The sequence below is a fragment of the Dialister sp. genome (assembly GCF_047832375.1).
Taxonomy (GTDB): Bacteria; Bacillota; Negativicutes; order Veillonellales; family Dialisteraceae; genus Dialister.
The window spans coordinates 1763461-1786753 of record NZ_CP181256.1 but is presented as its reverse complement, the minus strand read 5'-3'; the positions used below and the strand labels follow the sequence as shown (position 1 = coordinate 1786753).

Sequence of the window (23293 nt, the reverse complement as noted above, 5' to 3'; positions counted from 1 at the left end):
GAAGGTCATAGCCGAACACCAAGGGTGTCCATCGTGAGGTGGAATCTGAAGGAAGGTGCAGGCAAATCTCCGGTCCGATGTACAAGAACCACATAAGGCTACGGCAGGATGGATAAGGTTGCTGCACAAACTGAAGTCCCATAGCTGTACGGAATCCTGCAGAGTACATGTGGCGGATATATGGAGAGAAAGAGTGCGTTCTTACCTGGGGAGGTCTCACGGACACAGCAGAATAAGGCTGTATTTACTGGGCTGTGCTGTGGTTGAAATAAGATTTGCCGTGAGAGGTCAGCAGAGGCCATAGTACCAGATGGCTCATAGGCATCTGGGAAGGGCTGAACTTTAGGAGATGTTAGTCAATGAAAGTAACCAACCATGGGCTTAAAGGCAGACAACTTCAGAAAGAAGACTACTGGCAGAAAGCAGCTGCGGAACAGCAAGGATATGCCGGAGTGCCCATCCATGTGAGGATTGCTGAACACAACAACATCATCGCAGACTTGCATAAGCAGGAATGCGAAAACTAAAGAACCGCCGTATACCGAACGGTACGTACGGTGGTGTGAGAGGTCGGCGGGCCGAAGCCCGCCTCCTACTCGATGGAAGGAGGCTGACGATTAGCGGCTCTGCCTCAGATGGGGCCCTGAAGACTCTGCACAAATAACATGCAAATGACTCAGCAATAGGCTCCTTTTCCCAAAGGCAGAGGTCCTGCATAGGACCTCTGAGCCGGGCGCAAGTTTGCGCTTAACCTGCCCATAAAAGCGCTTTCCTATTAGCGCCCGGCCGGAATGCTCCCCACGGGGGTGAGGGATTACTGATGGAGACGGCCCGCAGGGCCCATCAGAATCCCTCTGTCTGCTGACACAGACATCCCCCTTTGAAAAAGGGGGACTGGGGACTGTTGACCGCGGCTTTGCCGCAGATGGGTCCCTAATGACTCAGCAGCAGACTGGGGGTAGCTGATGGGAACGGATGGGAAAGGCCCAAAGGGCCTATCCAGCTCAAGGCTCAAGGCTCAAGGCACAAGGCCCCAACCGCGCTGAGCCATCCGTCAGCGCCGCAGGCTGATCCGTCTTTCAGCTACAAAAAAAGAGTATTGCGGCTTTCGCAATACTCTTTTTTATACGCCTTTCACCGCAGTCCTTCTGCGATATACTTCACCGCGTCCACGTCGTTTACCGGCATTACGTGGGCGCCGGCGGCGCCGATTTCTTTGAGGCCTTCCACCAGTTCCCGGGAGATTTTGAGGCCCGTTTCCCGGCCGCCCTTTTCCATGGCGTGGAGGACGGGGGAGGGGATGAAGATGCCCGGTACCTTATCGTTCAGGTAGTTCGCCATTTTGAAGCTCTTCAGGGGGACGATGCCGAAGAGGATGGGGAGGTCCAGCCCTTTGGCGGCGGCCAGGAAGTCTTCGGCCTGCCGGATGTCATAGATAGGCTGGGTCTGGATGAACTGGGCTCCCGCCTTTTTCTTTCCTTCCAGACGGCGGATTTCCTTATCCAGGTCGTCGGTACCGGGGTTGGCGGTGGTACCGATGTAGAAGTCCGTAGGCACCCCCAGGGCGTGGCCTGTGAGGTCGTGGCCTTCGTTCAGGGACCTTGCGATTTCAATGAGTCCCGTGGAGTCCACTTCGAAGACTCCCTTCGCCTCGGGATGGTCGCCGATGGACGGCGGGTCCCCGGTGAGGGTGAGGATGTTGTGGACTCCCATGGCGTAGGCCCCCAGCAGTTCCGCCTGCAGGCCGATGACGTTCCGGTCCCGGCAGGTGAGGTGGAAAATGGATTCCACCTGGTACTTGTGCTGGATAATGGAGGAAAGGGCGATGGGGCTCATCCGGAGTTTCGCCATGGGGCAGTCGGCGATGTTGACAGCGTCCACGTAAGGCGCCACCTTCACCACCTGTTCCTCCGTCACTGCGGGGGAAGCGCTCTTCGGCGGGTCCAGTTCCGTGGTAATTGTAAAAATATGGGCTTCGTTTTTCTCTTTTAATGTTGTCATCAGCCATTCCTCTTTTCTATGAGTGCATCGGCGATCCGTACGGCGGCGATGCCATCTTTGCAGTAGTTCGGTGCCCCGATGCGGGTGGCGTAGTCCTGGGTCACCACGGCGCCTCCTACGAGGATATCCGCCGCCGGCGATTCCGCTTTCAGGGCCTGTACCGTATGTTCCAGTTCCGGCAGGGTGGTGGTCATGAGGGAGCAGAGACCTACGAGATCCGCCTTATTTTCTTTGGCAGCTTTGATGAAATCAGCCGGTTCCACGTCTTTTCCCAGGTCCACCACATGGTAGCCGCTGTTTTCCATGAGGGCGGACACAATGTTCTTGCCCAGGTCATGGATGTCACCCTTCACGGTGCCGATGACCAGGGTTCCCTTTGCCGCTGCCTGGACGTCGGGGAGGAGTTTCTTCAGTTCCTTGAAGGCCGCCTGCATGGCTTCCGCCGCCATCATGACCTGGGGCAGGTAGACTTTTCCGGCGCCGTAGCCATCGCCGATTTCCGTCATGGCCGCTGTGAGGCCTTCTTTAATAATGGCTTCCGAGGAAATGCCGCTGTCCAGTGCTTTTTTCATGAGGGACGCTGCCTCTTCCTTTTCTCCGTTCTTCACGGCAGCCTTGATGGCTTCCAGGGGCGGCAGGTCTTTCGCCGTTTCTTTCGAAGCCGGAGCGGCCACTGCTGCCGCTTCCCGGATGAAGTTCTGTGCCCCCGGGTCAAAGCCCAGGAGGAGCTTCGCGTTCACGAAGGCATCCTTCATGTCCTGGTCCAAAGGGTTGATGATGGGGGCGTTCATGCCGCAGGCAAAGGCCATGGTGAGGAAGGCCGCATTGATTCTTGGCCGGGCAGGGAGGCCGAAGGACACGTTGCTGGTGCCCATGACGCAGGGAAGGCCGAATTCCTTCTTATAGAGGGCAATGGTCTTCAGTGTTTCCCGGGCTCCGGTGTCGCTGGAACCGATGGTGAGGACCAGGGGATCCAGCAGCAGGTCCTCTTTCCGAAGGCCCATGGCCAGGGCCTTTTCGATGATGCGGCGGGCGATGCGGATCCGTTCCTCCGCGGTTTTCGGGAGATTTCCCTTTTCCAGGGGAAGGCAGAGCACGGCGGCGCCGTATTTCTTCGCCAGGGAGAGCACCTTTTCCAGTACGGTATCGTCCGCTCCATTTACGGAATTGATGAGGGGACGGCCGGGGTATACTTTGAGAGCCCGTTCCAGCACCTCCGGGTCCGTGCTGTCGATGGAAAGGGGCACGGGGCAGAGCATGGAGAGCTGGGAAATGGCGGTTTCCATGGCTTCCCGCTGGTCGATGCCGGGGACCCCCATGTTCACGTCCAGTACGTCAGCCCCCGCCGCCACTTCGGCGAGGCCTTCCTTTTTCACGGAAACGAAGCTGCCCCGCTGGATGTCTTCCCTCATTTTCCGGCGGCCCGTGGGGTTGATGCGTTCCCCGATCTTTACGGGGGCGTAATCATCGCCGATGAAGACGGTTTTCGTGCGGGACGTGAGGGCGGTGAAAGGTTTCACCGGGTTCGGCGTGACCTGCGGCGCCTTGTCCAGGGCTTCCTTCAGGGCCCGGATATGGTCCGGCGTGGTGCCGCAGCAGCCGCCCATGAAGGAAATCCCCGCCTCTGCGTAGGCCGGACCGTAGGAAGCAAAGGCCTCCGGATCCAGGGGAAAGTGGGTCTCCCCGTTTTCCAATACCGGCATGCCGGCGTTGGGCTGGATGATGACGGGCTTATTGGTGACCGACACCATCTGCTTCGCCGCATCCAGCAGCCTATCGGGACCCACGGAGCAGTTGGCGCCGATGACGTCAGCCCCCATGGCATCCAACAGGATCGTGGCGGTGATGGGGTCGGTCCCCGGAATGGTGCGGCCATCTTCGCTGTAGGACATCTGGCAGATCACCGGAAGAGAAGACGCCGTCTTCGCCGCCAGAAGGGCCGCCTTCATTTCCTGGATGTCGATGATGGTCTCGATGATGAGGCAGTCCGCCCCTGCATCAGCAAGGGCTTTCGCGAGGCGGTAATAATTTTCGCAGGCCTCATCAAATGACAGGTCCCCGATGGGGCGGATAAACTTCCCCGTTGGCCCCATGTCCCCGGCTACCTTCACCCTGTCCCCGCAGGCCTTCCGCACATTGGCCACGGCGGCGGAAGCGATTTTCTCCACCTGGTCCTGGAGATCATAGTCCGAAAGCTTCAGGGGCGAGGAACCGAAGGTATTCGTGGTAATATACTGGCTTCCTGCCTCCATGTAGGCCCGATGGATCTGCTGTACCACCTCGGGATGGGAAATATTGTAGTAGTCCGGGCAGCTCCCGGTTTCCAGACCAAATTTCTGAAGCATGGTACCCATGCCGCCGTCAAATAAAATCATACAGGTTCTCCTTATGTTAATTATTGTCTATATAGTTATATTATATATACGCTCCATTGGGGTGGAAAGTGGCTGAAGGGTAACGCCTGCGGCGAAGTGGCTAAAGGGAATTGGCCTTCGGCCAAGGGGAAGGTGGCGGCGCACAAATTAGAAAGCGCCGCCTTATGAAGCCCAGAACTTCCCATCTGCCTTTCACCATACATGGCCTCGATGAATCCATGGCGGCAAAGCCGCGGAATACATCATCTGCGGCGCTATATGAACAGTGCACCGCACCACCCCCTCGAGCAAAGCCCGTTTCCCTTGAGTCACCTTGGCCGCAGGCCATCCCCCTTCAGCCACCTTTCACCAGCTATAGCCCAAAACAATTCACACGTTCAGCTTCGAAACCGGCAGTCCTTCATCCAGCAGGTGCGGCACTTGGCCGGGGCCGGGCGCTGGGTGCACTGGGAAATGCCGATGATGGCGGATACCGACTTCCGGGGGAAAAGCATGGAATGGTCCGTCACTTGGACCCCGATTTTTTCTGCCTCAATAAGGCGGCAGAACTCATTCTGCTGGGTCACCGGCCAGTCCCCGTAGCCCGGGGAGAAGCGCCACACCGTCCGCTGGCCGTCCCGGGCCGCTTCCTTCTGGATGAGGCCGTCCACCTGGTCTGCCAGATGCTCCGTGGCTGCCGTGGCCGCTGCATCCAGGAGCAGCCCCTGCACATAGTCCCCCGCCTTGAAACAGGCGTCGGACTCCTTCTCGATTTCATCACCCACCGTCACCGCCAGCACCGCCACGGACCAGGAATTGGCCAGATGGTGGCGGATACTGTTTCCCGTGAGAGTGAGCGGCGGATTCCCTTCGACGATCCCCTCGGAGGGAGAGTAAGGAAGAATCTGCCAGATCCCCCTTGGCTCCGCCAGGGCCAGCGCCGTCTCCACCGCCCGGTCCACCGCTTCCTTCGGAAAATCGGTGCCCTTCGGATTCGTGCCGGCGTACCGGAGCATCTCCTTCCGGTCGATTTCAAATAAAGTACCATTGTAAAAAGGCATAAAACCGCCTCCAAATAAAAAAGCCCTCCTCCCCATGGGACGAAAGACTCGTGTTACCACCCAAATTCATCCATACATTCCTGCATGGACCTCGAAAGGTACAGCGAAAACCATACCCTGGCGTTGTAACGGGCGCCCCCGGAAAAGCTTAACCATTCGGCCCTCCTGGCTCAGAGTCCATATTCAGCAGCCTTCAGTCACCCCGTTTCACCATCAGGGGCTCTCTATAGACCATCCCGCTGCCTACTCTTCTCCTCATTGCCTCTCTGTAACTGAATTTCACTATAGCATACGGGGTAGGGAGTGTCAACGAAAGGGGGTAGACCGGTAGGTTATAGGACGATGGAACTTTTGGCTATAAAGGGAGGGGCCCTGGTACATTATTTCATTATTCCGTCGCTTTGTCCCTAATCTTTTCTTGCTATACATTACCCAATTTGTTAAAATAAAAGCTACGGATTTTACTGATATAAACAGGTTTATCCGATTATATAGAGAGATGCAGTGTTTTCTTACAGGAGGTACTATGGCAGAATTGACAGCACTGATTTTGGCAGCCGGACAGGGTACCAGAATGAAGTCCAATTTACCGAAGGTATTGCACCGGGTATGCGGCGTTCCCATGGTGGAGCAGGTTATCCGCGTAGTTCGGGAAGCTGGTTTTGAAAAATGTGTGGTAATTACGGGCTTTAAGGAAGATCTGGTTCGAAAGGAACTGGAAGGGAAGAATGTTTCCTTTGTCCACCAGGCAGGGCAGCTCGGCACCGGGCACGCTGTTATCCAGGCTATTCCGGAATTTGAAGGGGACAAAGAGGGTTATGTACTTGTAATCTGCGGAGATACCCCCCTTCTCAGGAGCGAGACCATCCATGACCTGGCAGAAGTCTGCGAAAAGAACCAGGCTGCAGCTGCAGTGCTGACTGCCATTTTGGATAATCCCTTCGGCTATGGCCGTGTTCTTCGCGATAAAGAAGGAAATATGACCTCCATTGTAGAGCAGAAAGATGGTACACCTGAGCAGCTGGCAGTCCATGAAATCAATACGGGCACCTATGTATTCAAGGCAGGTCCCCTCCTGGATGCTTTAAAGAAGATTGACAATAAAAATGCACAGGGCGAATATTACCTGACCGACGTGTTTGAAATTATGATTAAAGCTGGAGAAAAGGTTATTCCTGTGGCAGCGGATGATGCGGATGAGACTATGGGTGTCAATTCCCGAATCCAGCTGGCGGCAGCTGACAGGGTACTCCGTCTCCGCAAGGCAGAAGAACTGATGGCCGAGGGTGTCAGTATCATTGATCCTGAACATACCTATATTGAACAGGATGTAAAAGTAGGAAGGGACACAGTCCTCCTTCCGGGCACCATGCTTCAGGGAAATACGGTGGTGGGAGAAAACTGCGAAATCGGTCCGGATACCCAGCTTACCAATGTAACTGTGGGTGATGGGAACCACTTGAACCGGGTCTACGGACATGACTGCACCATTGGAAATAATAATGAAATCGGACCATTTGTCCATCTTCGCCCGGACACCGTTCTTCATGACCATATTAAAATCGGCAACTTCGTGGAAGTTAAAAACTCCACTGTCGATGATGGAACGAAACTTCCCCATCTGATTTACTGTGGCGATTCGGATCTTGGTAAAAACGTTAACTTTGGCTGCGGCACGGTTACCGTGAATTTTGATGGAAAGAACAAGCACCGCTGCAAGGTAGATGACCATGCATTCATCGGGTGCAACACGAACCTGGTGGCTCCGGTGCATGTGGGAGCAAGAGCCTTTACGGCAGCGGGATCCACAATAACAAAGGATGTTCCTGCAAAGGCCCTTTCGGTTGCCCGCGCAAGGCAGCTCAATATCAAAGACTGGGTCAAGGACGATACGTACAAAGACTGATGGGACAGACATTTTTTCAAACGTACCTATTTTTTACTGTTAATTTACCGGGAAACTGGTATATAATAAAAGCATGAGATGGTGGGTCATTGGGTTCGATGGGTATCCGCTATTCCAGGTAATCAAGTAAAGACTTTCAGGCATTGAAAGGAAAGGGAGAGGCAGCAAAATGGACATGGAAGACACTTCTAAATTGAAGATTTTTACAGGCACCGCACATCCGGCACTGGCAAAGGAAATTTCCGACTATATCGGAGTGCCCCTGGGAAAGGCTATTTGCGGCCGTTTCAACAACGGCGAAATCCAGGTCATGATTAATGAGAGTGTCCGTGGTAAGGACTGCTTCATTATCCAGCCGACCGGCGCACCGGTAAATGATAACCTTATGGAAATGCTTATCATGGTAGATGCACTGAAGAGAGCATCTGCCCGTCATATTACGGTAGTCGTTCCTTATTACGGCTATGCACGGCAGGATAGAAAGACAAGGGGCCGTGAACCAATCAGTGCAAAACTGGTGGCTGATCTCATGTCCGTTGCCGGTGTGACAAGGGTGGTAACCATGGATCTCCATGCAGGCCAGATTCAGGGCTTCTTCAATGTACCGGTGGATCACCTCATGTCTGCCTCCCTTCTGGCTGACTATGTGAAATCCAAGAACCTGGACAACCTGACCATCGTTTCCCCGGATCTTGGCGGTGTAACCCGTGCCCGGGAACTGGCAGACCGCGTAGGTGCACCAATTGCTATCATCGAAAAACGGCGTCCGGAACCGGGGGTTGCCAAGGTCATGAACATCATCGGCAACGTAAAGGACCGCAACTGTTTCGTAGTCGATGATATCGTAGATACCGCAGGCTCTCTCTGCGAAGGGGCAAAGGCGCTTGCTGAATACGGTGCAAAGAATGTATACGCTGCCGTATGTCATCCGGTACTTACTGACCCAGCTACAGAAAGAATCAGAAATTCCAATATCAAGGAACTGATTGTGACGAACTCCCTGCCTATTCCGAAAGAAAAAATCCAGGATAAACTGACTGTTCTGTCCATCGCTCCTCTCCTCGGCGAAGCCATTCTTCGTATTTTCCATGACGCTTCCGTAAGCCAGCTCTTTGACAAATAATGAAACTGATAGCGGGACTTGGAAATCCGGGAACAGAATATGAACACAGCCGCCATAATATGGGATTTGACGTGATCGATGAGCTGGCCCGCCGCTGGCATGTGACGAACTGGAAAGAAGACATGAAGGCGGAAATCGGACCGACTATTGTGCATGGGGAAAAGGTACTCCTCGTGAAACCGCTGACCTATATGAATAACAGCGGCGAAGCGGTGGGAGCCATTGCCCGGTACTACAAGATTGGTCTCGATGATATTTACATCGTCTGTGATGATCTGGACCTGCCTCCGGGAAAGACCAGGATTCGGAAAAAAGGTGCTTCCGGCGGCCACAATGGCATCAAATCACTGATTGCCCACCTGGGAAGCGAAAACTTCAACCGCTTCCGCATTGGCGTAGGCCATCCGAAAGATGGGCATACGGTGGTGGAGCATGTGCTGAGCCGTCCCTACGGGGAAGACATAGAGAAAATTGAACAGGCAAAGATCCATACCGCCGATTCCATCGAAGACGCTTTGGAAAATGGCGTGGACCACGCTATGAATAAATTTAATCCGAAGAGAAAAGGATAAATTGGAGGGACAGCTTCTCTGGAGGCTGTCCCTTTTGTGCTATATGGGGGAAACTGTTTTCCCCGCCCCCCTGGGCAGGGGGATAAACATAAAATCTATCATGTAAGGAGTCTATTATGAAAGGCACTCTTATTGTACTGGAAGGAATTGATGGCAGCGGCAAGGAGACCCAGGCCACTCTCCTGGAGGAAAAATTGAAGAGCCAGGGAAAAAGCGTCATGCATGTATCATTTCCGGATTATGACAGTCCCTCCTCTTCCCTGGTGAAGATGTATCTCCATGGCGATTTCGGCAGCAATCCGGATGACGTAAATCCCTATGCGGCCTCCCTGTTCTATGCGGTGGACCGCTTTGCCTCTTACCGCATGAAGTGGAAATCGTTTTATGAGAACGGAGGCATCGTCATTGCGGACCGTTATACCACCAGCAATATGGTTCACCAGATGACCAAGTACGAAGACCAGGGAAAAAGAAAAGAATTTCTCAAGTGGCTGGAAAAGACGGAGTACGGGGAACTGGAACTGCCCCGGCCGGACCTTGTGATTCTTCTTGATATTCCACTCCGGATTTCAGAGGCTTTAGTCAAAGAAAGGGCGGCAAAAGGGGGCACCATGGATATCCATGAGCAGCACCTGGAGTACCTCAGGAAATGCCACGGAGCCTACCAGGAGCTCCTTGCTCTCTATGGATGGAAACGGATTCCCTGCACGGAAGATGGGAAACTCCGGTCCATTGAGGATATCGGAGTGGATGTAGAACAGGCAGTGTGCAGCCTCTGGCAATAAGGGAAGGAGAGTGAGTGTGTAAAACGGATGAATGGTTCATAAGGGTGGTGGTTGAACATCAGCTCGTTCACCGGGTTGTGGGCGCTGACGCGCACCGGGGGCTGCTGGTTGGACAGCTGCCTTTGCAGCAGATGTACCTTATGCCTCCACTGCGCCAAGGCGGCAGCCTTGGCATGCAGCCACCACCCGGTTGGCAAGCAAAGATATGCCAACCCACCACCCTTAGCCCTATACATCAGATTGGGTATATACCCAATACATCCTCCTCGTTGCAATCCGTGACGAATCTGCTATAATAGAAATATCGAGTAAGTTGAATCTCTTCAGGGCGGGGTGTAAGTCCCCACCGGTGGTAAAGCCCACGAACTGCAGGTTTTTCCTGTGGTAGGTCTGGTGAAATTCCAGAGCCGACGGTATAGTCCGGATGAAAGAAGAGTGGTAAAGAATGATTTTTATCCACCTCCCTGGAAGAAGGGAAGGTGGATTTTTTGCGTATCGATGAAGATAGAAAATTTATGGCCCGGGCCCTGGAACTGGCGGTCCGGGGAATGGGACACGCCCGCCCCAATCCCATGGTGGGGGCTGTTATTGTCAAAGATGGCCGCATCATCGGGGAAGGGTGGCATGAGAAATTTGGCGGTCCCCATGCGGAGGTCAATGCATTTGCCCACTGCACGGAGGATCCTAAAGGGGCCACACTGTATGTGACACTGGAACCCTGTTCTCATTACGGCAAGACACCGCCCTGTGCGGACCTGATCATAAAAAAAGATATAGACCGGGTTGTCACTGCCATGGTAGATCCAAATCCGCTGGTATCGGGCAAGGGGATTCGTAAACTGCGGGATGCCGGGATTTTTGTAACCGTGGGAGTCATGGAAAAAGAGGCCCGGAAGCTGAATGAAGTATTCCTGAAGTACGTGACGGAGCACAAGCCCTTTGTCCTTTACAAGGCAGCCATGTCCCTTGACGGAAAGACAGCCTGCTATACCGGGGATTCACAGTGGATTTCCTCGGAAGAATCCCGGGAAGAAGTTCACGTCCTCCGCGGCTGCTATCGGGGCATTATGGTAGGCGCCGGCACCGTGATTAAAGATAATCCCCAGCTCACGGCCAGGACAGAAGGACTGGATGATCCGGTCCGCATCATTGTGGATGGAAACCTGTCGGTCCCATTGAAGGCTAAAGTCTTCCAGAAACCGGGAGAGACCATAGTACTTACCACTACGGCTGCCGATGAGAAAAAACGGGAAGAACTGTCTTCCATGGGCGTAGATATTATCATGACAGACAGTGGAGAAAAGGGAAAGGTAGACCTTCCTTCGGCCATGACAGGACTGGCTCTGAAAGGGATTGACGGCATCCTTCTGGAAGGAGGCGCCACCCTGGCAGCATCGGCTTTTGAGGCGGAAATTGTAGATAAAGTCAGAATATATCAGGCTCCCATGATTATCGGCGGCACGAAAGCGCCGGGACTTATTGGAGGTGCAGGGGCTCCTTCCATTGCGAAGGCCATTCGCATGAAAAATATTTCCACCGAAATGTCGGGCCCTGATCTGGTCATTGAAGCCTATGTGGACAGGGAAGATGCCAAAACCCCGGACAGGCGGATCGATGAACTTGAGGAAGAACTGAAAGCAAAGGATGAAACCGCTGCCGCGGAAGGACCTTCTGAACATAAGGAGCAGGAGGGATAGCATGTTTACCGGAATCGTTGAAGAAGTGGGCCATATACGGCGCATTATCAAAAGAAATCGGTCCGAACGGCTGACCGTCTCCTGCCGGAAGGTACTGGATGGGACGAAAATCGGCGACAGCATCGCAGTGAACGGTGCCTGCCTTACAGTGATTTCCATGGATCATGATTCCTTTGACGCCGATGTGACACCGGAAACCATGAGACGCACCGCTTTTTCCCTTTTCCGTCCCGGAAGTCCGGTGAACCTGGAACGGGCGCTTCGCCTTTCTGACCGGCTGGGTGGTCATATCATGATGGGCCATGTGGATGGTGTGGGACATATCATTTCCATGGCAAAGGAAGATAATGCCATCAATATTTCCATTTCCCTGGAACGGAAATGGATGCGGTACGTCATAGAAAAGGGATCTGTGGCGGTGGATGGGATCAGTCTGACTGTAGCAGAAAGAAGGGACGATTCCTTTTCCATTGCCCTTATCCCACACACCGGCAGCGAAACCGCCTTGCTGCAGAAGCATTCCGGAGATCCTGTGAATATTGAATGTGATTACCTTGGAAAATATATAGAGCAGCTCATGAAAGAAGGCCCGGCAGAAGGCCTCACCATGGGCATGCTGGAAACTTTGGGGCATGGAGGACAGTATGGATTATAAATTTGACAGCATTGAAGAAATTATCGACGAAATTCGAAAAGGACACATCGTCATTATGCAGGACCCGGAATCCCGGGAAAATGAGGGAGACTATATCTGTGCGGCGGAATTTGCAACGCCGGAAAATGTGAATCGCATGGCGTCGGAAGCGAAGGGAGTCATCTGTATGCCCATGGCGGCGGAAATCGCAGACTCCCTCTATCTGGGCCCCATGATCCGCCACAATACGGATAACCACCAGACCGCATTTCTTGAGTCCATAGACTATAAGGATTCCGGTACCGGTGTCTCGGCGGCAGCCCGCTCCATGACGGCACTGGAAGCCATCAAAGACGGGGCAAAGCCCGAAGATTTCCGGCGGCCGGGGCACCTTTTCCCACTAAAAGCAAGAAAATGGGGAGTCCTGGAACGGCAGGGCCATACGGAAGCGACGGTGGACCTTTGCCGCCTTGCGGGATTGAAACCGGCAGGTCTCTGCTGCGAAATCATGAACCCCGATGGCACCATGGCCAGAAGAAAGGACCTTTTCAAACTGGCCAGGGAAAAGGGAATGAAAATCGGGAATATCCAGGAACTCATCAAATACAGAAAGAAAAATGAAAAGATCGTGGAACGGGTGGCAGAAGCCCACCTCCCAACGAAGTATGGCAATTTTGAAATTTATGGCTTTGTGAATCGCATGAATGGAGAACACCATGTAGCCCTCACCATGGGCGATGTGGGCGACGGGAAGCCCGTACTCTGCCGTATTCATTCAGAATGTCTTACGGGGGACTGCTTCGGTTCCCTTCGCTGCGACTGCGGCCAGCAGCTGTCCAGTGCCCTCCGGCAGATTGCTCGGGAAGGGCGGGGAGTTCTCGTTTACCTCCGCCAGGAAGGCCGGGGCATTGGCCTCATCAATAAAATTAAAGCCTATGCTCTCCAGGACGAAGGGTATGATACGGTGGAAGCAAACCTGAAACTGGGCTTTGCTCCGGACCTTCGGGAGTACATGACGGGCGCCCAGATACTGAAGGACCTGGGGGCTACTACCATCAGGCTTCTTACAAATAATCCCCAGAAGCTGGACGATGTCAAAGAATACGGCATTACCATCGCCGAGCGGGTACCCATTGAAATGGCACCGACCAGGGAAGATGAATTCTACCTGAAAACAAAGCAGGAAAAGATGGGGCATATGCTGAAACTGGACAAGGAAATTGAAGAACCGAAGGAGTAAGGATGCAGGATAGGCTTACGGCTTACTGTTGACAGTGATAGACACGGCGCAGCCGCGGTTGTCCTGGACCTGGACCCCTCAATTATATTGATTCATAAACTAAAGGAGTAAAAAATGAATATTATTTCCGGACTATATAACGAAAGCGAAATTCGCGTTGGTATTGTGGCTTCCCGTTTTAATGAAGTCATTGTTTCCAAATTGATTGACGGCGCAGTGGACGGGCTCTCCCGCCATGGGGTGGACATGGATAAAGTGGACCTTGCCTGGGTGCCAGGGGCCTTTGAAATTCCCCTGGCCGCAAAGAAAATGGCGGAAAGCGGTAAATACGATGCGGTAATCTGCCTCGGCGCCGTGATTCGCGGAGAAACGGACCATTATGAACACGTGGCTACGGAAGTGACAAAGGGAGTGGCCATGGCATCCCTGTCCAGCGGCGTTCCGGTGCTGTACGGCGTGCTCACCACCGATACCATTGAGCAGGCCATCAACCGGGCAGGACTGAAGTCCGGTAATAAGGGATTTGAATGTGCCATGGATGCCCTGGAAATGGCAAGCCTTTTCAAAAAACTAGATAAATAAGAATAAGAGGACTGTGGGAGAGATGGCTCCCACAGTTTTTTATTGGGTTATTGCGGTTTGACGAGCCATTGGGGTTTGGCGGTTAGCATGCTTACGGTTGGAGTCATAGCTTTGAGCCTTGAGCTGAATAGCCGCTTCGCGGCAAATGCACCCCCTCCGTCGCCTGCGGCGACAGCTCACCCTTACGGGAAAGGGATCACTGCATTTTGCGCGTCGCTTGCGCTCCTTCAAAATGCGTTCGCTGCCACCCCAAAGGGGGAGCCAAGAAACTTGCTGCCCCCCTTTGGGGTGGCAAGTGAACTGATTTCGTAGAGTGCTGTCTGGCAAACGAGAAATCAGTGAACTCTTTCCCCTGTGGGAAGTCCCGCGAAGCGAGCAAGAGGTGCATTTGCGTCGAAGACGCTGACCAGCTCAAGGCTCAAGGCTCAAAGCTAAAGGCTGTGACTCTAACCGTCAGCATGCTAAACCACTATTCCCAAAAACTCGGCAATGTGAAATTGCCCCTTTAGTGTGCCAATGAGTCCTCTCCATTTTCTCCTTAATTTTATACTGTCAAGCATTTTTGAAAATGTCCCGAGAATTGTCATTTAATAGCCCCGCAATAGTGGGGCTATTTTGAGTGGTTAGGCCAGTATGTTACTAAAATATGTTACGCGATGCAAGTTCTTCTGGATCTTGTCTGGAATGATGCGGTCTTGTAAGGACGTAATGACGGAAAGATGCCTGCTTCCATGGGTGACTCATCGGTGGAATCCAGTGTTTCTGAGGCTTTGGTTTGGTATAGTCAGCATCAAGCTCAGGAGATTTCTTCTGGCGCAAAGGGATGGCTTCCAGCGCGTAGATACTGGTATCGTTAACACTGCAGTAGAGTTCGCCGTTGAAAGCCCGTATGACTAGTACTTTGGTTCCGCTGGCATAATGCACCTGATGGCCTTCTGAATCAAGCATACGATAGTACTGACGCTGGAAACGGATGCAGTGGCCTCTGTCTACCGTACGGCCTGTAAGTACAGCCAGTATCAGGTTGATCCTCTCATCTGACGGTTGCGTCACAAAAGCTGATTTGGTACTATTGGGGGGAAGTGCAAACTTCGCATTGAATTCTTTTAGGTAGGACTTGAGGAATTCATTGGCGTCTGCAATAGTCGTGATGCCTGCCTGTCTCAGCTCAATCGGCAGGCGCGACTGCAGCGTCTCATTGAGCCGCTCAACCCGGCCTTTGGCCTGTGGTACGCTGCTTGACTCAAGGTGTATCCCCAGTTGCCTGCAAGCGTAACCGAACTGCGTATAGGTATCCTCGTCGATGGACGGGGATCCTTTTTGTTTGTAAATGAACACAGTGCGTTTATCCGTGAAGATTTCCACAGGGATTCCGTAATCTTTGAGAGTCTGCCAGAGGACATGGTAATAGCCGTTCAGGGTCTCCTGGGTGTCAAAATAGCCGCCAGTCACGATGCCAGTAGCATCATCAATGAAGAGGTGGAGATGCCAGATCTTCCCGGGAACCCATTCATATGGAGTGGCATCACCCTGCAGCTGTTCCCCAAAGTAAGCATGCCGTGGACGCCGGCTGTGGGCATCTTCAGCAGCCACAAGATTGACTTGTATTTCCATCTGCTTTTTCTTGGATTTCGTGTTGCTTTTCATTGCTTCCAATTTTCTCCTGATCCGTTTTCTTTTGGCCCGTGTAGCCTTAGGAGAGAGAATAAAGGCTGCCTCAAGAATGGAGGCTACAGAGGAAACGGAGACATGGATATTCTCATGTCTGTCCAGAAGTTCGGTAAAGTGGGTAAAATTGGCGCCATAGTACTCATTCTGGTAAAGAGCCACAATTTTTTCTCTGAGTGAGGCTGGAAGTGTTGTTACGGGTTGTCTACCCCTGTTCCCGTGGACAAATGCTGCTTTACCTTCCTGACGATAGCGCAGGATTAACCGGTTCACGGTGCGGACAGTGCACCCCAGCCGGACTGCTGCTGCAAGCTTGTTGCCATCTGGATGAGCAACAAGAGATTTGATTGTTTCATATTTGAACTGCTCGTCCATCGTTAATTCAACCTTTCTGATAAAAATTCCTCCCATCACTTGCGTTAAGATTGTGATGAGATTATACCATGACTGGGACATTTTCATTTGTGGTTACTTGAGACAATATCACTTGTGGTTCATACCTCTCCATTTTCTCCTTAATTTTATACTTGAATTTACCCACAAAATCAAGTATAATAACTCATACATGGCCGGTTAGTCAAACGGTTAAGACGCTGCGTTCTCAGCGCAGAGAGTATGGGTTCGAATCCCATACCGGTCACCATGAGAAAAGGGAGCACAGAGGTGCTCTCTTTTATTTTTCAGGAGAAATACTATGGGAGAAAAGAAAACGGAGCTTTCGGAAAGGGAAGTCCGGCAGACGATTATGGCTTCTGCCGTGGGAGCCGCCTTTATTGGGGGCAGTGCGACTCTGGTGTTTCCATTCCTGCCGCTGTATCTTATGGAACTGGGGGCATCTCCGGATACGGTGGCTTTGTGGAACTCCGCTGTGGTGTCCGGTATGTTTATCGTTGGCGCCCTGGTCATGCCGGTCTGGGGAGCCCTGGCGGACCGGTTCGGGAAGCGGAAGATGATTCTCCGGTCCGCAGCTTGTCTATCTATTGCTTATTTTATGTCTTATTTTGCCCAGAATCCATGGGAGCTTCTGGGAGCCCGGCTGTTTCAGGGATTTTCCTTCGGCTTCAATCCGGTGAGCCAGGCCCTGGTATCAGAAATTGCCGGAAGCCATGCGGGCCTGTCCATCGGTATACTTCTGGGCGGACGGAGCGCGGGGACCATGCTGGGCCCCTTCCTGGGCGGTATTCTGGGAGCCCTGACGGGCCTTCGGCTCCCGTTCCTCATTTCAGGATGTGTCGATGTCCTTGCCTTTTTCCTGGTCTTCCTTTTCGTGAAGGAACCGGCCCGGAAAAAAGGAAATCAAAAAAAGGTGCCCCTTATTGCTTCTCTCCGGCAGCTGGGAAAAAATAAGAATTTTATGATTCTCATGGCCCTCATGATTATTAACCAGTGCGCCATGCTGATTATCAATCCCCTCATAGCACTCCATGTGGTAGAATTGACTGGCACTACGGATAATGCCACCCTCATCTCCGGACTCATCTGCGGCGCTGCTGGGGTAGCCGGAGCCGTGGCGGGTCCCTTCTGGGGCCGGTGCGGGGAAAAGATGGGGTTCTACAGGACCATGGCCCTTTCCTTTGCCGGCGCCGGGCTGTTTTCGGGAATCCAGTTCCTGGCGCCTACGGTTGTCTTTTTTGGCCTGGGGCAGTTTGGATTTGGGTTCTTCACCATGGGCGGAGTGACGTCCATATCCGGTGCCATCCCGGAGATGATCAGCAACGATGAAGCCGGTAGCGCCTATGGAATCAATGCGGCTGCCATGAATATCGGAAACTGTATGGGCCCGGTCCTTGGCGGTGGCCTGGCCCATGTGTGCGGCAGCATGGGACCTGTATTTCTCCTGTCTTTCCTGTTCCAGGTCCTGTCGGCGGCATACATTTATATGAGATTTATCAGGAAGTAGGGGATTGTCGGCTAACTGCTTACAGAGTACCACTGACAGTTTAGTAATAGAGGACCGTAAGCGGATAGCAGATAGCTGTAAGCCGTGAACCGGATAAACCCTTCCTTATCCCCTCTGTGCTATAATCTAATCAGGCATTCATTGGAAGGCCGGCAGGTTTCGGTATGGAATTCCCTGGTGTAAAGGAGGAATCTATGGATATACAGGTAAAAAGGAAATGGATGATCCTTGGCATTGTCCTTCTTCTGGTGGTGGCCATCGCAGCGGGTACTGCGGACCTTTGGAAAAACGGGGCTTCCCAGAACAGGAAAAGCGGCTATGTGGCGGTGATCCGCATTGATGGACCCATTTACGGGGGACCGGATACGGATTCCCTTCTCAACGGCGGCAGCGGCGTCACCAGTGAGGAACTGATGCGTCAGTTCCAGGAAGCCCGCAAGGACCCGGAGGCCAAGGCCATCCTTGTCCGTATTAACAGCCCCGGCGGCTCCACAGGGGCTACTCAGGAAATTGCGGAGGAGATGGATAAGATCAGGAGCAGCGGAAAGCCCATCATCATTTCCATGGGGGATATGTGCGCTTCTGCAGGCTATTGGCTTGCAAGCAAAGGAAACTATATTTTTGCTACTCCCGCCACCATTACGGGCAGCATCGGGGTTTACATGGACTATACGAATGTGGAAGACCTCATGAATAAGCTGGGCATTAAAAATGAAAAGATCAAGAGTGGTGCCCACAAGGATATCCTTTCCATGTACCGCTCCATGACCGGAGAAGAACGGGACATGGTGCAGTCCATGGTGGATGATATTTACAGCCAGTTTGTCCAGACCGTGGCGGATGGAAGGAAAATGGATGAAAGCAAGGTTCGGAGCATTGCCGACGGCCGGATCCTTACGGGCAAACAGGCCCAGGACCTGGGACTGGTGGATGCCATGGGCAACTACTATGATGCCCTGAGCTATGCGGCATCCAGCGGCGGTATCCAGGGAGACGGGGAAAATATTCCGGTGAAAGTCTATGGCAGCGGTGTATCCCTGAAGGGCCTTCTGTCCGGTGAAGTGAAAAATCTTTCCGGCCTGTTTGCCAGGGCAGCGGCTGACAGCTTCAAAGAGTCCCTTCTCGAATCGTCAGTACCGTCCATGAAATAAGGAGGATTTCCATGAATCAGTTATTAGACCTGGCATTTGCCCTGCTCACGGCGCCGGAACGGGCGCTCCGGCAGGTGACCAATGAAGAACGGCTGAAAGAAGGTTTTATCCTCTGGCTCTTCGTTGTATTTCTTTTATCCCTTTCCGTATTTCGGCAGGGACCAGGACCGGTGGTACAGTTCCTGATGCTGTTCCTGTTCATGGGCGCCGCTCTTCTGGTGCACAGCGCAGTGATTGACTACATTTCCGGACTATGGGGCGGCATGGGAACGGCCCAGGGGATTACGGCGGGCTTCATGGCAGCGTCCCTGCCTCTGGCTTTCTCCGTGGTGTTTTCGTTCCTCGATAATCTTGGTATTTCTTTCCTCTCCGGCATCGGCAGCTTCGTCATATTCATCTGGTCCTTTTATCTGGATGTGAAGGCTATCAGTGAAAATTACCGGTTCCATTTCGGGAAATCGGTGCTTATTGCCCTCACACCCTATGTGCTGGCGGTAGTTTTCCTCCTGGCCCTCATGGCTCTGGGAGTCATGGCAGCGGTGGAAGGCATTGCCAATATGCAGGACGTACAGACTATTGAATCTGTCATCAGCGGGATGTAAAATAGAATCAATAGCAATGGGGCTGTGTCGGAATTGACGCAGCCCCAGCTTCTTTTCAGGGCCAGGAGACGGGCAGAAATGGGAAAGTCCCGTTCCTTACCTGTATGCCTCATGGCTGGCGACAAAGGCATTGGAGCCCTGAATTTTCAAAATTTCATTCCCTGTGATATAATAATATGCGTATGTATTGCCTTTTTTCGCTTTAAAAGCAGGCGGCCCCGGCTGGGGCAGAATAATATAATCGATAATAAAGAAACAGAATGTATAAGGAGGAATACCATATGTGCGGTATTGTAGGTTATGTGGGAAGCGGGAATGCCCAGGACTTCCTGATTGACGGTCTTCGTCGTCTCGAATACAGAGGATATGATTCTGCCGGTATCGCGGTCTATGAAAATGGAAAAATCCAAATCGAGAAGAAGCAAGGTCGCCTGGTGAACCTTGAAAATGTGCTGAAAGAACATCCCCTGACTGGTCATATCGGCATCGGTCATACCCGTTGGGCTACCCATGGCAAGCCGTCTGACCGGAATGCCCATCCCCACGGTGACTGCCATAACCATTTCGTAGTGGTCCACAATGGCATCATTGAAAACTACATGACCCTGAAAAAGGACCTCATGGAAAAGGGCCATGTCTTCAAGTCCGATACGGATACGGAAGTGGTTCCGCACCTCCTGGAAGAACTGGATGATGGGGATTTCCTGTCCACTGTCCGCAAGATGCTCTCTATGATCGAAGGCTCCTACAGTCTGGTCATCATGGACGCTGCAGACCCGGATACCATTATCTGTACAAAGAAAGCAAACCCTCTCATCATCGGTCTCGGTAAAGGAGAAAATTTTATTGCCTCCGATATTCCGGCAGTGATCAACAGAACCCGGGATATTTACATCCTGGACGATGAAGAACTGGCGGTGGTGAAGAAAGACAGCGTCACTATTCTTGATAAAGAAGGACACCCGATCCAGAAGAAAATCCAGAAGGTCACCTGGACCGCAGAAGCTGCAGAAAAAGGCGGCTATCCCCATTTCATGCTGAAGGAAATCTTTGAACAGCCCAAAGCCGTCAGGGACACCGTACAGATTCACCTGAACAAAGATGGCTCCGTAGCCTTCCCGGATCTTCACTGGACGAAGGAATGCTTTGATGACATCGACAATATCCTTATTACTGCCTGCGGTACTGCTTACCATGCAGGGCTCGTAGCAAAGCACTACATCGAACGGTTCGTGAAGATTCCGGTTTCCGTAGAAATCGCTTCCGAATACCGGTACAGCAAGCCTCTTACCACCAGCCATACCCTGTGCATTGTAGTTTCCCAATCCGGTGAAACCATCGATACCCTGGAAGCACTGAAGGAAGCCAAGCGCCATGGCGCAAAGAGCCTGGCGGTCACGAACTCCATCGGCTCTTCCATCGCCCGGGAAGCGGATAATGTGGTCTATACCCTGGCAGGTCCGGAAATCGCCGTGGCCTCCACAAAAGCCTATACCACCCAGCTCGTGGCGCTGCTGCTGCTTTCCCTTTACATGGCCCAGCTTCGTGGCACCATTCCGATGGAACTGATTCACAAGATTACCGATGGCCTGAAGGACCTGCCGAAGCAGATTGAAAAGGTACTGGGTGAAAAAGACCACATGTCCCATGTGGCGGACCGTCTCATCAAAGCCCATGATATTTTCTATTTGGGCCGTTCTATCGACTATGCCATCGCCATGGAAGGGGCACTGAAACTGAAGGAAGTGTCCTATATCCATGCAGAATCCTATGCCGCTGGAGAACTGAAACACGGTACACTGGCTCTCATTACCAAAGATACGCCGGTCATTGCCGTGGCTACACAGGATGCTGTAAGCTCCAAGATGTACAGCAACATCCAGGAAGTAAAAGCCCGGGGCGCAGAGGTCCTTGGCATCGGCTACGATGACGACAAGGAACTGGAGAAATACACCACCGAAACTGTTCGTATTCCAAGGGTGGACTTCTTCATCGCTCCGATTCTTGCAGTGATTCCCATGCAGCTCCTTGCTTACTACACCAGTATCAAGAGAGGCAACGATGTGGATAAACCAAGAAACCTGGCCAAGTCTGTGACCGTTGAATAACTGAACAGAATCCGCAGGAACAAAAGGTCCTGCGGATTTTTTATGGTGCGCCCAGCATGGGTGCACTCTTGAGGGTGAAAGTCCCTAGACTGCCCGACAGCGGGAAGGTCATAGCCGAACACCAAGGGTGTCCATCGTGAGGTGGAATCTGAAGGAAGGTGCAGGCAGATCTCCGGTCCGATGTACAAGAATCACATAAGGCTACGGCAGGATGGATAAGGTTGCCATACAAACTGAAGTCCCATAGCTGTACGGAATCCTGTAGAGTAAATGTGGCGGATATATGGAGAGAAAGAGTGCGTTCTTACCTGGGGAGGTCTCACGGACACAGCAGAATAAGGCTGTATTTATTGGGCTGTGCTGTGGTTGAAATAAGATTTGTCGTGAGAAGTCAGCAGAAGCCATAGTACCAGATGACCTATAGATATCTGGGAAGGGCCGAACTTTAGGAGATGTTAGTCAATGAAAGTAACCAATCATGGGCTTAAAGGCAGACAACTTCAGAAAGAAGATTACTGGCAGAAAGCAGCTGCGGAACAGCAGGGATATGCCGGAGTGCCCATCCATGTGAGGATTGCTGAACACAACAACATCATTGCAGACTTGCCAACGGACAGTCTCCTTAAGCGGATTTTATCCCGTGACAACATGAATGCTGCCTACAGGAAAGTGAAATCCAACAAAGGGGCAGGCGGAGTCGACAGGATGAGTGTAGATGAACTTCTACCGTATCTTAGCGAGCACCGCTTGGACCTGCTTGAGGAGATAGTGGCAGGGGAATATACCCCTGAACCGGTCTGCAGGGTAGAAATACCCAAGGCAGAAAAAGGCAAATTTCGTAAGTTGGGAATACCGACGGTAGTAGACAGGGTAGTGCAACAGGCCATAGCCCAAGTACTTATGCCTATCTATGAGCCGCAATTCTCAGATTCCAGTTTGGGATTTCGTCCAAAGCGGGGAGCCCATGATGCCTTAAGACAATGCCAAAAGTATGCGGAGGAAGGATATGTCTATGCGGTAAGCATGGATCTTGAGAAATTCTTTGACACGGTGTGCCAAAGCAAGCTCATCGAGATTCTTTCGCGTACTGTAAAAGATGGCAGAGACATCTCGCTCATACATAAATTTCTCAATGCAGGCGTAATGTCTCACAGGATATTTGAAAAGAGTGAGAAAGGCGTACCACAAGGAGGACCACTCAGCCCTCTACTTGCGAATGTCATGCTGAATGAACTGGACAAGGAACTGGAAAAGCGGGGGCATAAGTTTGTGCGCTACGCAGACGACTGCATGATACTGTGTAAAAGCAGGAAAAGTGCAGAAAGAACCTTAGTCCACATCATCCCGTTCATTGAAGGGAAGCTGTTCCTCAAAGTGAACAGGGAGAAAACCAGCGTGGAATCCATATCCAAGGTAAAATATCTGGGATACGGATTCTATCGCAAGAAAGGAAAATGCCACTTCAGAGTACATCCGAAGGCCAAGAGCAAACTGAAAGAAAACCTGAGGGCTATTACCAACCGCAATAAAGCGATTAGTAATGAAATGCGCCCAGTAAGGTTCAATCAGATAGCCAAAGGATGGGTGAACTACTTTAAGTTGGCAGATATGACAGGAATGCTTCGTGAGATGGATGAATGGGTGAGAAGGCGAATACGAGCCATCTACTGGACACAGTGGAAAAAGGTCAGGACAAAGTACCGAATGATACGGCAATACAAAATACCGGAATGGAAGGTACACGAACTGGCCAACTGCCGAAAAGGGACATGGAGGGCGGCACTTATGCTGAACCAAATCCTTAGCAATAAAGAAATAGCCCGCCAGGGATATGTGTCCCTAACGAGCTACTATAAGCAAGTATGCGAAAACTAGAGAACCGCCGTATACCGAACGGTACGTACGGTGG

At 52.2% G+C, this 23293-nt stretch carries 18 protein-coding genes, 1 tRNA gene, 1 riboswitch and 1 other annotated feature; of the genes, 15 read left to right on the top strand and 4 right to left on the bottom strand.

Annotated elements, in window-relative coordinates; translation table 11 throughout:
- The first annotated feature begins 359 nt into the window (after window positions 1–359).
- The gene (locus ACFWUL_RS07155; protein ID WP_273317580.1) at window positions 360–527 is read left to right on the top strand and encodes a hypothetical protein; all 168 of its coding nucleotides are present in this window, start codon (window positions 360–362) and stop codon (window positions 525–527) included.
- Window positions 528–1134: 607 nt separating this feature from the next.
- Here ACFWUL_RS07155 and ACFWUL_RS07150 read toward each other — a convergent pair.
- The 3 genes from ACFWUL_RS07150 to ACFWUL_RS07140 form a co-directional block, all read right to left on the bottom strand.
- Window positions 1135–2001, bottom strand: coding sequence for a methylenetetrahydrofolate reductase (locus tag ACFWUL_RS07150; RefSeq protein ID WP_297019227.1), 867 nt, complete (start codon window positions 1999–2001; stop codon window positions 1135–1137).
- Window positions 2001–4376: a homocysteine S-methyltransferase family protein gene (locus ACFWUL_RS07145; protein WP_416176830.1), complete on the bottom strand. Its 2376-nt coding sequence runs from the start codon at window positions 4374–4376 to the stop codon at window positions 2001–2003. Before ACFWUL_RS07145 ends, ACFWUL_RS07150 begins: the two co-directional genes overlap by 1 nt.
- A gap of 377 nt (window positions 4377–4753) precedes the next feature.
- A complete protein-coding gene (locus tag ACFWUL_RS07140) occupies window positions 4754–5416 on the bottom strand; it encodes a vitamin B12 dependent-methionine synthase activation domain-containing protein (protein ID WP_297019231.1) in 663 nt (220 codons plus the stop codon).
- Window positions 5417–5448: 32 nt separating this feature from the next.
- Window positions 5449–5684, bottom strand: a binding site (T-box leader).
- Window positions 5685–5942: 258 nt separating this feature from the next.
- On the opposite strand from ACFWUL_RS07140, the gene glmU reads away from it, so the two are divergent.
- The 8 genes from glmU (at window position 5943) to ribE (ending at window position 13955) form a co-directional block, all read left to right on the top strand.
- On the top strand, window positions 5943–7322 hold the full coding sequence (gene glmU, locus ACFWUL_RS07135) for a bifunctional UDP-N-acetylglucosamine diphosphorylase/glucosamine-1-phosphate N-acetyltransferase GlmU (protein ID WP_297019096.1): 1380 nt from the start codon (window positions 5943–5945) through the stop codon (window positions 7320–7322).
- A gap of 169 nt (window positions 7323–7491) precedes the next feature.
- Window positions 7492–8445, top strand: coding sequence for a ribose-phosphate diphosphokinase (locus tag ACFWUL_RS07130; RefSeq protein WP_416176829.1), 954 nt, complete (start codon window positions 7492–7494; stop codon window positions 8443–8445).
- Complete coding sequence (pth, locus tag ACFWUL_RS07125) at window positions 8445–9017, top strand: aminoacyl-tRNA hydrolase (RefSeq protein ID WP_416176828.1); 573 nt, start codon at window positions 8445–8447, stop codon at window positions 9015–9017. Before ACFWUL_RS07130 ends, pth begins: the two co-directional genes overlap by 1 nt.
- A gap of 116 nt (window positions 9018–9133) precedes the next feature.
- Window positions 9134–9802: a dTMP kinase gene (locus tag ACFWUL_RS07120; RefSeq protein WP_416176827.1), complete on the top strand. Its 669-nt coding sequence runs from the start codon at window positions 9134–9136 to the stop codon at window positions 9800–9802.
- A gap of 315 nt (window positions 9803–10117) precedes the next feature.
- Window positions 10118–10242, top strand: a riboswitch (FMN riboswitch).
- A 39-nt stretch (window positions 10243–10281) separates the two neighbouring features.
- Window positions 10282–11499 (top strand): bifunctional diaminohydroxyphosphoribosylaminopyrimidine deaminase/5-amino-6-(5-phosphoribosylamino)uracil reductase RibD, encoded by a 1218-nt coding sequence (gene ribD, locus ACFWUL_RS07115; protein WP_416176826.1) that lies wholly within the window; start codon window positions 10282–10284, stop codon window positions 11497–11499.
- Between the two features lies 1 nt (window position 11500).
- Window positions 11501–12154, top strand: a complete 654-nt coding sequence (locus ACFWUL_RS07110; RefSeq protein WP_297019104.1) for a riboflavin synthase — start codon at window positions 11501–11503, stop codon at window positions 12152–12154.
- Window positions 12144–13373 carry a bifunctional 3,4-dihydroxy-2-butanone-4-phosphate synthase/GTP cyclohydrolase II gene (locus ACFWUL_RS07105; RefSeq protein WP_416176825.1) on the top strand — a complete coding sequence of 410 codons (1230 nt, stop codon included), beginning with the start codon at window positions 12144–12146 and terminating at the stop codon, window positions 13371–13373. The genes ACFWUL_RS07110 and ACFWUL_RS07105 overlap by 11 nt, the downstream gene beginning before the upstream one ends.
- 114 nt (window positions 13374–13487) lie before the next feature.
- Window positions 13488–13955 carry a 6,7-dimethyl-8-ribityllumazine synthase gene (gene ribE / locus ACFWUL_RS07100; RefSeq protein WP_297019107.1) on the top strand — a complete coding sequence of 156 codons (468 nt, stop codon included), beginning with the start codon at window positions 13488–13490 and terminating at the stop codon, window positions 13953–13955.
- 639 nt (window positions 13956–14594) lie between these two features.
- Here ribE and ACFWUL_RS07095 read toward each other — a convergent pair.
- Window positions 14595–16085, bottom strand: a complete 1491-nt coding sequence (locus ACFWUL_RS07095; protein ID WP_416176824.1) for an ISNCY family transposase — start codon at window positions 16083–16085, stop codon at window positions 14595–14597.
- A 105-nt stretch (window positions 16086–16190) separates the two neighbouring features.
- On the opposite strand from ACFWUL_RS07095, the gene ACFWUL_RS07090 reads away from it, so the two are divergent.
- From ACFWUL_RS07090 to ltrA, 6 genes are all read left to right on the top strand, one after another.
- Window positions 16191–16266: transfer RNA gene (locus ACFWUL_RS07090), tRNA-Glu, on the top strand.
- 51 nt (window positions 16267–16317) lie between these two features.
- The gene (locus ACFWUL_RS07085) at window positions 16318–17523 is read left to right on the top strand and encodes an MFS transporter (protein WP_297023726.1); all 1206 of its coding nucleotides are present in this window, start codon (window positions 16318–16320) and stop codon (window positions 17521–17523) included.
- A gap of 194 nt (window positions 17524–17717) precedes the next feature.
- Window positions 17718–18674: a signal peptide peptidase SppA gene (sppA, locus tag ACFWUL_RS07080; RefSeq protein WP_416176823.1), complete on the top strand. Its 957-nt coding sequence runs from the start codon at window positions 17718–17720 to the stop codon at window positions 18672–18674.
- Between the two features lie 11 nt (window positions 18675–18685).
- Window positions 18686–19276 carry a YIP1 family protein gene (locus ACFWUL_RS07075; protein WP_416176822.1) on the top strand — a complete coding sequence of 197 codons (591 nt, stop codon included), beginning with the start codon at window positions 18686–18688 and terminating at the stop codon, window positions 19274–19276.
- A 281-nt stretch (window positions 19277–19557) separates the two neighbouring features.
- Entirely contained in the window at window positions 19558–21384 is a 1827-nt protein-coding gene (gene glmS, locus ACFWUL_RS07070; protein ID WP_297023736.1) for a glutamine--fructose-6-phosphate transaminase (isomerizing), read from the top strand.
- Window positions 21385–21846: 462 nt separating this feature from the next.
- The gene (gene ltrA / locus ACFWUL_RS07065; RefSeq protein ID WP_416176821.1) at window positions 21847–23259 is read left to right on the top strand and encodes a group II intron reverse transcriptase/maturase; all 1413 of its coding nucleotides are present in this window, start codon (window positions 21847–21849) and stop codon (window positions 23257–23259) included.
- Window positions 23260–23293 lie beyond the last annotated feature (34 nt).